The 14,015-nt window shown below is 52.7% G+C and carries 11 protein-coding genes; 6 read left to right on the top strand and 5 right to left on the bottom strand.

Annotation, left to right across the window (positions count from 1 at the left end):
• Window positions 1-24 precede the first annotated feature (24 nt).
• From E0F26_RS02040 to mmsB, 4 genes are read left to right on the top strand one after another with little or no spacing between them, the layout of a single operon-like run.
• Window positions 25-1,185 carry an acyl-CoA dehydrogenase family protein gene (locus E0F26_RS02040; protein WP_279242384.1) on the top strand — a complete coding sequence of 387 codons (1,161 nt, stop codon included), beginning with the start codon at window positions 25-27 and terminating at the stop codon, window positions 1,183-1,185.
• Window positions 1,182-1,970 carry an enoyl-CoA hydratase gene (locus tag E0F26_RS02035; protein WP_279242383.1) on the top strand — a complete coding sequence of 263 codons (789 nt, stop codon included), beginning with the start codon at window positions 1,182-1,184 and terminating at the stop codon, window positions 1,968-1,970. The genes E0F26_RS02040 and E0F26_RS02035 overlap by 4 nt, the downstream gene beginning before the upstream one ends.
• On the top strand, window positions 1,967-3,073 hold the full coding sequence (locus E0F26_RS02030) for an enoyl-CoA hydratase/isomerase family protein (RefSeq protein WP_279242382.1): 1,107 nt from the start codon (window positions 1,967-1,969) through the stop codon (window positions 3,071-3,073). The genes E0F26_RS02035 and E0F26_RS02030 overlap by 4 nt, the downstream gene beginning before the upstream one ends.
• Before the next feature lie 36 nt (window positions 3,074-3,109).
• Window positions 3,110-4,009: a 3-hydroxyisobutyrate dehydrogenase gene (mmsB, locus tag E0F26_RS02025; RefSeq protein ID WP_279242381.1), complete on the top strand. Its 900-nt coding sequence runs from the start codon at window positions 3,110-3,112 to the stop codon at window positions 4,007-4,009.
• A gap of 1 nt (window position 4,010) precedes the next feature.
• Here the strand turns inward: mmsB and E0F26_RS02020 are convergent, their stop codons facing one another.
• Window positions 4,011-4,490: a MarR family winged helix-turn-helix transcriptional regulator gene (locus E0F26_RS02020; RefSeq protein WP_279242380.1), complete on the bottom strand. Its 480-nt coding sequence runs from the start codon at window positions 4,488-4,490 to the stop codon at window positions 4,011-4,013.
• Window positions 4,491-4,608: 118 nt separating this feature from the next.
• On the opposite strand from E0F26_RS02020, the gene E0F26_RS02015 reads away from it, so the two are divergent.
• Window positions 4,609-5,577 carry an aspartyl/asparaginyl beta-hydroxylase domain-containing protein gene (locus tag E0F26_RS02015; protein WP_279242379.1) on the top strand — a complete coding sequence of 323 codons (969 nt, stop codon included), beginning with the start codon at window positions 4,609-4,611 and terminating at the stop codon, window positions 5,575-5,577.
• On the opposite strand, the gene E0F26_RS02010 is transcribed toward E0F26_RS02015, so the two are convergent.
• Genes E0F26_RS02010 through E0F26_RS02000 form a run of 3 tightly spaced genes read right to left on the bottom strand, consistent with a single transcriptional unit; the run spans window position 5,549 to window position 11,104 of the window.
• Entirely contained in the window at window positions 5,549-6,175 is a 627-nt protein-coding gene (locus tag E0F26_RS02010) for a sulfotransferase family 2 domain-containing protein (RefSeq protein WP_279242378.1), read from the bottom strand. The genes E0F26_RS02015 and E0F26_RS02010 overlap by 29 nt on opposite strands.
• The gene (locus E0F26_RS02005; RefSeq protein WP_279242377.1) at window positions 6,172-8,211 is read right to left on the bottom strand and encodes a tetratricopeptide repeat-containing sulfotransferase family protein; all 2,040 of its coding nucleotides are present in this window, start codon (window positions 8,209-8,211) and stop codon (window positions 6,172-6,174) included. Before E0F26_RS02005 ends, E0F26_RS02010 begins: the two co-directional genes overlap by 4 nt.
• Window positions 8,212-8,248: 37 nt before the next feature.
• Window positions 8,249-11,104: a TonB-dependent receptor gene (locus tag E0F26_RS02000; RefSeq protein WP_279242376.1), complete on the bottom strand. Its 2,856-nt coding sequence runs from the start codon at window positions 11,102-11,104 to the stop codon at window positions 8,249-8,251.
• A 224-nt stretch (window positions 11,105-11,328) separates the two neighbouring features.
• Between E0F26_RS02000 and E0F26_RS01995 the strand changes: the two genes are divergently transcribed.
• On the top strand, window positions 11,329-13,284 hold the full coding sequence (locus E0F26_RS01995) for a BCCT family transporter (RefSeq protein ID WP_279242375.1): 1,956 nt from the start codon (window positions 11,329-11,331) through the stop codon (window positions 13,282-13,284).
• On the opposite strand, the gene E0F26_RS01990 is transcribed toward E0F26_RS01995, so the two are convergent.
• Window positions 13,281-13,955: a M48 family metallopeptidase gene (locus tag E0F26_RS01990; RefSeq protein ID WP_420887691.1), complete on the bottom strand. Its 675-nt coding sequence runs from the start codon at window positions 13,953-13,955 to the stop codon at window positions 13,281-13,283. The two genes, E0F26_RS01995 and E0F26_RS01990, sit on opposite strands and share 4 nt — an antisense overlap.
• Window positions 13,956-14,015: the final 60 nt, after the last annotated feature.

Here is a 14,015-nt window from a genome sequence, read left to right as displayed (position 1 = left end):
TCGTTAAGCGCATAGAGAGCAAATATGGATTTTGAGTTAAGCGAAGAGCAAAGAGCCTACGCGGCAAGCGCGAGAGAGTTTGCGCAGTCCGAGTTTCGCCCGTATGCGGGCGAATGGGACGAGCAATCGATTTTTCCCAAAGGTGCATTGAAAGCAGCTGGCGACCTTGGGTTTATGGGTATGTACACGCCGGAGCGCGCCGGCGGTTTGGGAATGTCCCGTCTGGATGCCAGTCTGATCGTTGAAGAGTTAGCGCGCGGATGTACCACGACAGCGGCGTTTTTGACCATTCACAACATGGCGACAGCGATGATTGGTAAGTACTGTGAGCCATCAGTAGTAGATGCCTGGTGTCCTGAGCTGGTGGCTGGCGAGAAACTTGCATCGTATTGTTTGACGGAGCCCGGTGCCGGCTCTGACGCCGCGTCGTTAAGCACTTCGGCAAAACGCGATGGCGATGTTTACAGACTCTCAGGGAGCAAGGTCTTCATCTCTGGCGCAGGCGACACAGATGTACTGGTGGTCATGGCGCGAACCGGTGACTCAGGTGCACGTGGAATCACTGCATTCTTGGTGCCTGCTGACCTTGAAGGTATCAGCTACGGAAAAAAAGAGCAGAAGATGGGCTGGAATGCTCAGCCTACCCGCCAAATCAGCTTCGATGATGTGGCTGTTCCTGCGGTCAATCGTTTGGGCGAGGAAGGTCAAGGGTTTTCTATCGCGATGGAAGGGCTTGATGGCGGACGGATAAATATCGCGACCTGCTCGGTCGGTACGGCTCAGCAGGCAATTGTTGATGCGACGGCCTACGTGCAGGATCGAAAGCAGTTCGACTCGACGATTGCCGCGTTCCAGCATACTCAATTCCAGGTAGCAGATATGCTTACGGAGCTAGTCGCTGCGCGGCAGATGATTCGCCTTGCCGCCAGTAAACTCGACAACAAAGACGCAAGCGCCACAACCTACTGCGCGATGGCTAAGCGGTTCGCCACTGACGCTGGCTTTAAGATCTGTAACGATGCGCTGCAATTGTTTGGGGGGTATGGCTACATCAAGGAATACCCGATGGAGCGCTACGTCAGAGACACGCGAGTGCACCAGATTCTCGAGGGCACCAATGAAATTATGCGAGTCATCATTTCACGACAAGCGCTGTTAGATGGTGCACTGGAGGTAATTCAATGAGTATCAGCCCAAGCGAGAAAGTGCTCGTCTCAATCGAGGACGGAATTGCCACACTGCGGATCAACAATCCTGCGGCCAACACATGGGACCTCGAGAGTTTGCCCGCTTTGGAGGCGGTCGTTAATAATCTTAACGGCATGGCTGAGGTGCGAGCCTTGGTGATCACCGGCCAGGGAGCTAAGTTTTTCTCCGCGGGCGCCGACCTCAATCAGTTTGCCGATGGCGACCCGATTGCGGCGGGTGCCATGGGTGAGGCTTTTGGCGCGGCATTTGAGACACTTGCGGATTACCGAGGCGTATCAATAGCGGCGATCAACGGCTACGCCATGGGTGGTGGTCTCGAGGTCGCTTTGGCCTGTGATATTCGCATCGCGGAGTCGCATGCCGCGCTTGCCTTACCAGAGGCCAAGGTGGGGTTACTCCCCTGCGCTGGCGGCACGCAACGACTTGCGCAGCTCGTGGGTGAAGGCTGGGCGAAACGTATCATGCTATGCGGTGAGCGCGTATCAGCCGAAAAAGCGATGACGCTTGGGCTAGTTGAAGAGGTGGTGGCGTCAGGGACTTCGCTGGCAGCAGCTATCGATTTAGCCAAACGTGCTTCAGATCAAAGTCCAACATCGATTGCCGCCTGTAAAAGGCTTATCCATTCAGCGCGAGATATTACAATTGGTGCGGGTTTGGTCGCGGAGCGTGACGAGTTCGTCGCGTTGTTTTCAACAGAGGATCAAAAAGAGGGTGTAAACGCTTTTTTGGAGAAGCGAACGCCACAGTGGAAAAACCAATGAGCGAAGATGTCGTAATAGTTTCAACCCTGGGCGAGGGTGATCGTCGAGTAGGTCGTTTGACGCTGAATGTACCTCGCATACTGAATTCACTCGATGCCGAGATGATAGAAATCATGCTTGGTAAATTGCTGGAATGGGCTGAGGACGATTCTATTGCCGCGGTTTATATCGATGGTGAGGGTGATAAAGCTTTCTGTGCGGGTGGCGATGTTCATGAGCTGCGTCGTTCCTCGATTGAGAATCCTGGTGGGCCCTGCACGTACGCAGAGAACTTTTTTGCCCGTGAATACCAGATGAATTACGTGTTGTTTACTTATCCTAAGCCCGTAATTTGCTGGGGCCATGGTGTCGTCATGGGTGGCGGTATGGGCGTGATGGCGGGTTGTAGCCACCGAGTGGTGAGCGAGCGGACCCGCATTGGAATGCCAGAAATTACAATCGCGTTATTCCCCGATGTTGGCGGTAGTTACTTCTTGAACCGCACGCCCGGCATGATCGGTCGTTTCCTGTCGCTGACTTCAGCTCACATCAATGCCGCAGATGCGCTGTTTGCCAATTTGGGCGACGTTTTCCTCGCCCATGAGCAGCGCCACGAGGTCATGGCCGCACTCGCAAGCGCTGAGTGGACAGAGGATCCACATACCAACCATGCAGTGGTTGACGCTATTTTGGGTATGACACCTGCAGCTGAAATGCCCGTAGGCGTTGTGGAGCCGTTAATGTCTGACATTGATGCGCTGATGGCTGGCGACAATTTGGGCGCCATATCCGACCGATTATTGAGCTATGACGGCGAGAATGCATGGCTGCAAAAAGCACGAGATGGATTTGCCCATGGCTCTAAGCTTGCTGCGGCCTGGATCTTCCGCCAGCTCAATGAATCAGTGCACTACTCCTTAAAAGAGGTGTTTGATACCGAGCTCAGACTGGGTGCCAATATTATGCGAGACCCCGAGTTTGCTGAGGGTGTTCGGGCCCTGCTTGTTGATAAGGATAGGCAACCTAAGTGGCAATATGACTCGGTTCATGACGTCCCTGATGCTGTACTTGAAACGTTTTTCCAAGAAGCAGAGGGCGCTCCAGAAATGCACTACCCATGGTAGTAAGCACTTACTAAATTCACGGCGCTAGGGGATGTTATGTCGAGCATAGCTTTTATCGGTCTCGGTAATATGGGCGGACCGATGGCCAAAAATCTACTTAAGGCAGGTTGGTCGGTAACGGCATTTGATTTGTCAGAACAGGCTTTAGCCGAGGTTGTCGCCGCGGGTGCAACAGCAGCTGCATCGGCTACCAGCGCAACCTCAGGTGTTGATGTTGTTTTTTCGATGCTTCCTGCGGGGAAACACGTCAAGTCAGTCATGCTCGGTGATGACGGCATTTTCGCAGCCTTACCGGCCGGGGCGCTCGTGCTGGACGCCAGTACCATTGATGCAGCGACGGCGCGTGAGCTTCATGATGCTGCGCGTGCCGCCGATATTGCCTTTATGGATACACCGGTTTCGGGCGGTGTTGCGGCCGCTCAAGCGGGCAGTCTTGCGTTCATGTGCGGCGGCACTGTGCGAGCGTTCGACAGAGCCAAAGACGTACTCAAGGCCATGGGTAATCCTGAGAAAATATTCCACGCAGGTCCCGATGGGGCGGGTCAGGTTGCTAAAGCTGCAAACAATATGCTGCTGGCTATTCACATGATCGGCACCTGCGAGGCGTTAGCGATTGGTGCTGCAAACGGTTTGGATCCGGCTGTCCAATCAGAGATTATGAAAGCGAGCTCGGGGAACAACTGGTCGCTTCAGGTGTACAACCCCTGGCCCGGTGTGATGAATGGCGCGCCCGCGGGTAACGACTACAAGCCAGGTTTTATGGTGGATCTGATGGCTAAGGATTTAGGGCTTGCCAATGAGCTTGCTGAGCAATCGGGCATCGATGCTGAGTTTGGTAAGCGCGCTGGGGATGTTTATCGATCCCTCCAAGAAAAAGGCCTTGGCCGCGACGATTTCTCGATAGTGATGAAGTCGTTAGCGGCATCGTTGTCGTAAGTTAAAGGACCTCATCACCGCTGGCCAACAGAGGTGCTGCATCGAGGTCATCGGCATCCATCATTGCCGCGACGCGCTCGAGGGAAGCGACGATCGAGTGTTGCTCCCAAGTCTCGAGCTTACTGAATTTAGCAACAAAGCTGTCTTGCAGGGGCTTTGGGGCGGACCCTCTTAGCGTTTGACCTTCCTCGGTCAGTGTCACGATAACTCGACGCCTATCGACCGACGAGCGCGCACGATTCACTACGCCGTTCCGCTCGAGCCGATTCAGTATCGTAGTCACCGTCGCAAGACTAAGGCTGACCGCCTTAGCGATGTCCGACACTGTCGGATCCTTGAGCCTGCCAATGGCTTGAATAATGACCAGTTGAGGTGTCGTAAGCCCTGTTTTCTTGCCCAGCTTGCGTGAATGCAAGTCCGTTGCTCGTATGATACGGCGAAGCGCCACGAGTACGTGATCAGGAAGTTCTGCCGTGGACATGCTGGTGTGCTCTTGCGGTCATGAAGCGGGCGCGCATCATAATACTTTGAGTCCAAAGTACTCAATTGGAATTATTTGGAATCTGTCATATTGGGCCTATTTGTGGCGTAATTCACAAATGGAATTTGATCAGCCGTTTTTGCAATTACCCTGGCGTTTTGACGCGAATGCACTGTCCAGCGAGGTAGCAAGTCTGCCGGACGCATTTTGGCTAGAACACCCCTCAGGTCTGCCGGGGAATTCTGCCGTGCCACTTGTCTCCGTCAATGGAGAAATGAACCACGCATTCGATGGCTCGATGAAAGCGACCAAGGCATTAACGTCCTCTCCCTATCTGAATCAAGTTGTCTCCTCTTTCGGCGAGGTGGTGGCGCGGTCGCGCCTCATGCGTTTAGAGCCCGGTGCCAAGGTCGCTGAGCACGTAGACTTCAATTACCACTGGGTGAGCCGGGTACGTATCCATGTACCTATTATCACTGATCCCGATGTTGTTTTTTATTGTGGTGACGAGGCCGTGCACATGAAGGCGGGTGAGAGCTGGCTGTTCGACTCTTGGCGGCGGCACCGCGTTGTGAATTCGAGCAAGGTGCGGCGCGTGCATCTCGTAATTGACCTTGCGGGTTCGTCGCGCTTTTGGCAGATCGTCCGGCGTGCGGATACAACGCCACCCATAACGGTCTTGCCAGGCGCCGGTGAGCAACATCTGTTGCGTACCGAACAGTTTCCGGTGGCCCCGGTTATGGCTCCGGGCGAGATGCTCGCAATTGTCGAGCAGGTGCTTCAGGACTGCGAGGCTAATCCCGAAAATGACGTGGATACGATGCTAGCTTATCGCCATCTGCTGCTGGATCTCGTGCATGACTGGCGTGAAGTTTGGGGGCTTTATGGTTTTACAGAGCCCGCTTTTCCTCAATTTAGAAAGCTATTGGAACGAACCGCGAGTCAGCTTTTACCCAACCCACGGGTGTTGGTCACCGCCTCAAACAAGGTGGGGATAAACCCTATTATTAACCAACGTATTTTGTCCGCCGCTTTGCGACCAAGACGTGTTGCTGAGTTTAGTCCGGGCTATAACCCAACAGCCTAAAGTCCTCATCGTAGAAATCTTTGAGTTCGTCGATAAATGCTGATGACGCTAAAAGGTGCGGTTTCTGATTTTGCGTCACGTTCTTTTTTTTCAGGAGTACCTCGGGTTCTCCCAAGCGCCCGAGAACCTTGTTTAAGTCCTCTTGCAACGATTCGAATCGCCCTATAAACGACATAGCGATTTCGCCGTCTTCATTTGTCAGCATCTCAGTTTGTGGGCGAATAAGGACGCGTCGTCGAAATTGGGGTTGTGAGAAAGCTCTCTGGGCCCAGCTGACGGGGTCACGGTTATAGCTCGGGTCGGTTCGTGCCAAAAAGGCGCAGGCTGACATAAATCGGTCGATAGGATGTCGAACAAAGGCGAAACGATGCATGGTTGCAACGGTTTCTCGCCCCATCGCAGCGGTTAACTGTGCATAGGAAATGTGGCCGTGCCCGATTTCAGCGAGGGCTTTAATGGGGCTCAACATTCGGCCTGTTAGTAGCTGTTGTTCCCAATCTTCAGTCGCCAAAAGGGGGCGAAGTTGCTCTCTTACCGAGTGTGTTCCCGTTTTGGGCACCGCAAAAAAAACGAACCCTTTGCTTTCTGAAAAAATCATGCAGGCGGTGTTACACCATAGGCGTCAAGAATATCAGGTCCTAGCGCTCGCTTAAGCGGGTCTAAATGCGTCTCAAAGTTGCACCACTGATCGACGCCTGAGGTGTTAATCGGCTGCCGAACCTGCTCGGCACTTGGGGTTCTAACCGTGCGTTTTGTCTTGTGGAATTCAACACAGGCTTCCTCGAATTCTAATCCACAAAAATCGAGTATTCGACGGACTTGGCCTTCAAGGTCAGCGATAACATCTTCATGTTGAACCTGCAGAACAAAGCCCGGTAATACGGCGTTCCAATGATCCATCAAGTCTACATACTGTCGATAGTAATTGCCGATTTCCTCAAGGCCGTAAGAGAATTCCTGCCCCTCGCCAAATAACTGCTTGTAGCCACTAAAACAGCACGCCATTGGGTGGCGTCTCGCGTCGATGACCTTTGCATTTGGCAGGATGAGTTTGATAAGACCAATATGAAAGAAGTTATTAGGCATCTTGTCGATAAAGAAGGGTGCATTGCCGCGATACGCGCGCGTATCCTCGATAAATTGTTGACCAAATTGTGTAAATCGTTCGGTCGGTAGCTCGCTCAAAATGCGAGGATAGCGAGGGCTCGGATCGCTGCTTTTGTCTCGACCTCGTAGACGTTTAGCGAGGTCAAGAATGTCGTGCAGCTCCATGGTCCCATCGACTTTCGAGTGTGAGGCGAGAATTTGCTCAAGCAGGGTTGATCCAGCGCGCGGTAATCCCAGGATAAAGATAGGGTCGGGTGCGTCGTGCCCTACGCCTTTAAGGCGCTCGAACAAGTCGGATTTACAGACTTCAAGCTGAGAAGAAATTCGAATGTCGAGTTGCTCTTTACTGTGAGTAGATGTCTCACGTTTTAGCGTATTGCCCTCTTGGTAGTGGCGAAACGCGGTGTCGAAATCCTTACTATCTTCGTGGGCTTTACCCAGCGCAAAGTGCATCTGTATTTTGTCGAGTTGTGGAGTAGAGGGGCTGTCCACACGATCCGTCATCGCAGTCAATTCGGCCTCGGTAAAACGATACGATTTCGTATTAGCCAGACTCCAAAAGGCATCACCAAAGTCGGATTTAAGCGAATAGGCTTGTTTGAAAAGATCTACCGCTTTGGCGGACTCGCCCGTAGCGTTGTAGATGTGCGCCAGCGATACGCGCAACTGTGGGTCGTTAGGCGATACCCGAATCATGTCTTGATACGTCTTAATAGCCTCTTCATTCTCCCCCACGCCAAAGCATACCGATGCGTAAAGCGCTTTGACTTGGGGTGATGGGTTGCTGTTTCGGTTGTAAATTGATGTGACGCGCTTATGCGCTTTATGAAAACGCTGTCTTCTTAAAAGCACGTGAGCCAATTGGATTTCGGCCTCTATGTGGTCGGGCGCCAGCTCCATGACCGTTTCTAACAGAAACTCTGCATCATCGAACACTCCGGTACGCGTTGCGATCTCGGCCATCAATCGCATACCTTCGACATGGGTTTTGTTTTGCTGCAGGAAGAAACGACAAAGTCGTTCCGCGTCCGCCATTCGATTAGCTGCCAGATAACTAATAACGGTTCTTAGCTCAGTAGGCAGCGACGCCAAAAAATCAACCTGCATAGCCGCTTGCTCGGCGCGCGTATCGCCCTGCCGACGATAGGCTGTTGTTAAGAATTTCCAACTGTCTATTAGCGAGCCATCGTGCTCAACCGCTTGCTCGAAGGCGGTGATAGCGGCTGGCTCCTTCTTAAGCGCCAACTCGCATAAGCCGAGTTCTTGAAACCCCCGGCCGAAATCAGGCTTTTCCGCAACCAGCGTTTCAAGAAGGACTTTGGCGTTTGCGGGTTGCCCTTCTGCGCGATGCAGTACAGCTAAGGTATACCGCCCCTCGAAGTTATCGGGTTCAGCGGATAAAACCTCGTCCAGTAAAGCCTTTGATTCACCAAAGGCACGCTTACTCATTGCCACACGGGCTTTTTGTATCGATTCTGCAATCACGTTCGTAACGTCTTTCTCTCGGAAATAAAAAAGGGCGGACAATGTCCGCCCTTTGAGGGTACTACGCTTCGGTGTCTAATCAGAAGCGATAAGAGAGTCGTAGGCCTACCGTACGAGGACGATTAACCGTCGCCTCGGGCGAGAACTTACCCGCTGTTTGTACGATGGCGCCTTCTTCACTTGTGAGGTTGCGGACGTAGAGCTCTGCAAGCCAGTTGTCCTTCTCTACACCTGCTGCGATGTTAACCATGGTAGCTGCCTCATTCACGAAACGTGAGTTCGATGGCAGTTCACCATTACGGTCTGCGACAGTTCCGAATGTGCCGCCCTCGTCCTGTTGGCCAAGACCAGACTCTCGACCGTAGGCGAGAACACCGGTGTCATCCATAAAGGCTGCGCTACCCACGATGCCCGCTACCGACTCACCGCGGTACGTTACCGCACCCGTGAAGTAGCCGTTAGCACCCATGTTGGGAAGCTCGAAGTCATAGCGAGCACGGATGTTACCCGCGAAACTTGGTGCAAGTGGAAGCTCGGAACCCACAGGAACCGCAACACCTTCAAGCTGAGGGTTCAGTCGAGTGATCTTCGTATCCAAGAAGCTCGCCGCACCTGAGATGATCAGGTTGTTTGTGGGCGCCCACTGGAAGTCAAGATCGACACCGTTTGACTCTGCGTCACCGACGTTCTCCATGAAGACCAAGAAGGCAACGTTTGATGGGTCAAAACGTGAAACCTGAAGGTCGGTGATGTCAGTCATGTAGAAGCTCGCGTTCAGTCGAAGCGTGCGATCGAGGAACTCACCCTTCATACCAAATTCGATGTTCTCGAGCGTATCGGTAACGGCCACTGCGGGAACAACATAACCGTCGTAAACACCGCTCTGGTTCGCTGCAAGCTGACCGGCGTTACGGTTCTGCGTCGCAGGACGGTATCCCTCTGAGTAGATACCGTAGAGCATGACGTCGTCGGTAAGATTGAAGTTCAGCGAGAAGCGAACGATGGTGTCCTCTTCGCGCGTCGAACCGTCTTCCGATATCGCACTGATGTCCAAGTTACCATTTTGGATTGCAGCAAGTGTCGCTGCGTTGCTACCACCGCCTCGGAACATGTCACGCGCACCGTTGGGGCTTGTGGCTCGCAAGATGGTGTCAGCATTACCGTTTGCCGCGTAGTCACCGAGAGTGAGGAGGCGGTCCGTTACGCTGTTACTAAACGCGTTTGAGTTACAACGGCCGTCTGGCGTCACTTCCGCGTTGCCAAAGCCAGCACCTGCGGGCGTATCACGGTCAGTAAACGGCGCGCCATACCGGCAGCCAAATGAGAAGTTAGACGCGCCCTGTAGCTGCGACTTGAGACTGTAGCGACGTGCACTCAAAGCGGCTGTCAAACGGTCATTGAGGTCGAACTGCACCTCACCGAAGTAGGCCGTTTCGCTCTCTGTACGAGTGAAGTCGTTGTAGAAGGTCGTCAGTGGGCTTCTTGGACCCTCTGAAACGGTGCCTGCAGTGTCTGGGATGGTGGTGTTACCAACCTGGAAGGGGTCACCAGAGCCAAAGTAGTTAACAATGTGATCACTGAACGCATCATTGGTTGAGTAATACTGGAATTCACCAATGTGTGTTGTGTCTACGTCACTGGTGTAGACACCCGCCATCCAGCGTAAACGCTCGTCAGGGTCGCTACTTACACGGAATTCGTGCGTTGTTCGCTCATTAGTCGATGCATCCGCATACTGCTTGGTTGGGTCAAAGCAGTTATTAGGCGCATTCGCCTTATCACCTGAGTAGATGTTTCCACTACAGAGGTAGTAAGTGATGTAGCCACCACCGTTGTTGTAGTGGGTGTAGTCGATCAATGCATCGACCTCACGGTCAATGTAACCACCGGTATAAACCACATCGAGGTTGGCGATGCGGCCTTCTAGGGTCCACGTTGTGATATCGAACTCGTCAACGTTGCTCTCAGGTACATACTTCTCGGAGGTTGAGTCGCCTAAGCTTGGGTCCACGAGGAAGGAGCCTTCAACATCGATCTCCTGCGACATGCGCGTGATCAGGCCACTCCAGTCATCGTTAAAGTCGTAGGCTGCGGAGATACGATAGCCGTTGTAAGTGGCTTCGTTCCAGTCGTCAGCTACGATATCCGTGTTGGTTGTTGATCGGATATTGGTCTGCGGGAAGTCTCGGAAGAAAGGACCGAATCCAGCTGAGTTATTTCGATCGATGACCTCACCATTAGGGGTAAAGGTCGCCTGCTGATTGTCAATCCAGCCGCCCTGGTTGTCGCTGTAGCCAACAAAGCGTACGGCCAACTTGTCTGTTAGCGGCAGGTTAATCATCGCTTCGACGTTGTTGCTAGCTGCGCCACCTTTCGTGTTGCTCATGCCAAAGTCGAGACTTGCTTCAAACTCGTCTTGGTTTGGCTTGTTGGTGATCAAGCGCATATTACCTGACTGTGAGCTCGCACCGAACAGCGTGCCCTGTGGGCCAGACAGCACTTCGATACGCTCTAAGTCAGCGGCATAAACGTCGAGGTTCCGTGCGCCGAACGATACGGGCATTTCATCGAAGTACAACGCGACACCGGGGGCGGAGCCCTGTGCGGGTGCAACGGTAATCGACGATTGCTCGGATGCCGAACCACGGATGTAAATTTCTTTCTGGCCGGGGCCAATACCTGCACTCACTACGTTGGGTAAAAACTCAACGTAATCGTCGAATGTCAGGATGTTTTGTGAACGCATTGCATCGCCGGTCAATGCATTGACTGAAATCGGTACGTCTTGAAGATTTTCAGCACGCTTTGTCGCGGTTACCACAACCTCTTCTAACTGAGGGTTTTGCGCTAACGCTGTCGATGCCAAAACAGGGGTGATGGCAGCGGCTACGGCGAGCGACAAAGGTCGCTTACCAGATGGCTTCATACGAAACATAGAGAACTTCCATTTATTAGAGTGGTGGATAGATTCTAGCTCAAAGTATTTTAATCCTCTACCCCGCTAGCTAATGAACATAAGCTATTGTTTTTAAATTATTTTATTAATATTTTTGTGATTAGTTCACAACGTATTTACTTTTTGCTCATTTGATTTGCCCTGTGGCGTCCATAGGCTCAGATACTGTTACACTTTGGATTCATACTAATAAGAGCTTATTCATGTCGAGTTTGCTAGATCGCGGCTTTGTGATTGACCGCGCTGTTTTCATTCCTTCCATTGTTTTTTTGCTGAGTACTGTAGGTATTGTGCTCGCCTTCCCTGAGGCCAGTGACGCCGCCTTTGGGGCCATGCAAGGCGCCATTGTAGAAAATGCCAGTTGGTTCTACGGCTTAGTGATGGCGATTCTTCTCGTCACATCCGTGGTACTGGCATTTTCTCGGGTCGGCAACATTCGTCTTGGCCCTGACAACTCATCCCCTGACTATAGTCTGTTCTCATGGCTCAGCATGTTATTCGCCGCCGGTGTTGGTATCGGGCTTATGTTTTACGGTGTATCAGAGCCTGTGGTGCATTTTTTAAACCCACCCGTGGGAGAGGGTTTGGCGCCGGGCGGAGAGAATCAGGCGATTAATCTCACGATGCTCCACTGGGGATTTAACGCATGGTCTGTCTACGCATTGATGGCGCTAGTCCTTGCCTACTTTTCCTTTCGCCGCGGTCTGCCGCTCACCTTGCGCTCTGCTTTTTACCCCATTTTAGGCGACCGCATTTATGGTCCCATAGGCGCCGCCATCGATGTCTTTGCCATCGTCTGTACAACCTTTGGTATTTCGACCAGTTTGGGTTTGGGTGTTGAGCAACTGAGTACCGGCCTTAATTACCTTTTCGATGTTCCGGAGTCGGGCGGCATCAAGCTAGCCATCACTATCGCTATTATGGCGATGGCTGCAGTCTCGGTAGCACTGGGTCTTGATACCGGCATTAAGCGCCTCTCAGAGATAAATTCCTTCCTGGCGATTGGGCTGCTGTGCTTTGTCTTGTTGGCGGGTCCAACAGCACTGATTTTAGGTGGAACACTGGAGAACTTTGGCTTCTACGTTGCCAACTTGATGACCACCTCAACCAACCTTTTTACCTACCAAGAAACCGAATGGCTGGGGGGTTGGACAATTTTTTACTGGGGATGGTGGATTAGCTGGGCGCCTTTTGTCGGTATTTTCATTGCGCGCATCTCCCGTGGGCGAACGATTCGCGAGTTCCTGATTGGCGTCATGTTGGCGCCTACCCTGTTTGTCGTGCTGTGGATGGATGTATTCGGCGGAAGCGCAATCGATTTAATTCATGCAGGCGAAACAGCCTTTGGCGAGGCTGTGGCCAACAACCAGCCGCTGGGCCTCTTTCTCTTCCTAGATTATCTGCCCGGTACTTTTTATCTCTCGTTGTTAAGCCTCGTGATGATCGTTATCTTTTTTGTTACCTCGGCGGACAGCGGTGCTTTGGTTCTCAATATGATGGCCTCAGGAGGAACGGATGAAACGCCTGTCGTTCAACGTGTTTTCTGGACAGCAATCATTGCCGCAATCTCGGCTACGCTTCTGATAAATGGTGGGTTGCCCGCGCTCCAAACCGCAACGATTGCGAGTGCGCTTCCGTTCTCGCTCATACTCTTGGGTGCCCTGTGGGGGCTTCAGCGGTCGCTCCAGTCAGATTTACAGGCAAGCTTTGGTAGTACGCCCGCAAGCTTTGATACCGATACGGATGTCGACTGGCAGTCGCGATTGGGTTCGCTCCTGAGGACACCTTCTGACAATTCGGTTTTGACGTTTCAACGGGAAACGGTGTTTCCTGCGTTGTCAGCTTTCGCTTCTGAGCTGAACAAAAACGGTGTGATTACTGATGTAACGAATCTCATTGATACGGATGGCTCGGTTGTATTGAGCACAGAAAAGTCAGATGAGTCCGTTTTCACTTATGCGGTTCGGCTTGCCCCCTTGGGCGTCGATGCACCGACTGAAAGTCGGGGTGACGAGTTGTCGCTTCCTGTAACGGGGTCAACCTCAGCGACTGAGGTCCATTTGACTTCAGGTTCAGCGGGTTACTGTCTTTGGGGTCTCACTGAGGCACAAGTTATCGCTGATGTGCTCGCCCAGTTTGAGCAACATAGGAGAACTTAGTTAGCAATCCTGATGTTGGTTGCAGGCAGCTTGCTGCCTGTTGGATTTAGCGCTCTCATCGCGGGAATCATGGCGTTCAACTGAGCTTGCCTATCGTTGGGTGCCGGGTGCGTACTTAAAAACGCGGGCGGGCGATCGTCCCCCAGTGAGGCCATTTTTTGCCAGAGTGTCACAGCGGCCTCGGGGTCATAGCCGGCTTGCGTTGCCAGTCGCATCCCCAATCGGTCTGCTTCCCTTTCTGCGGTGCGACTGTTTGGTAACTCCAGGGCAACTTGCGCCAACAACTCTGCGCCTTGACTAGCACTTTGGCTTTGGTCTGTCGCCGCACTCACTGCGATGAGACCGAGCTGAATGGCCATAGCGCGTGACATACGCTCCGCCGTATGGTTTGCCAGAGCATGTGAAATTTCATGGCCCATGATTTGTGCAAATTCGGCGTCCGTTAGCTTGAGTTGTTCAAACAAGCCGGTGTATGCAGCCATGCGACCACCGGCCATGCACCACGCATTAACTGTCTCGTCATCGTCAACAACAACGACGCTCCACTCCCAGCCAGCCGAACGTGGGAAGTCTTCCACGGCCGCCGTTACCACTCGACCTGCAATACGGCGAATACGTGCTTCCAGTGCCCGGTCTTTCGAGAGCTTCTCTTCCTCTCGAATAGTTTCCACTGCCTGACGATACGCCCCGCGAGACTGCTGAATGGCGGACTCGGGAGAAACGATAAGGAA

It is taken from the genome of Candidatus Paraluminiphilus aquimaris, from assembly GCF_026230195.1.
GTDB classification, from domain to species: Bacteria; Pseudomonadota; Gammaproteobacteria; order Pseudomonadales; family Halieaceae; genus Luminiphilus; species Luminiphilus aquimaris.
The sequence above is the reverse complement of the archived record's forward strand: the minus strand, read 5'-3'. Positions and strand labels throughout refer to the sequence as shown.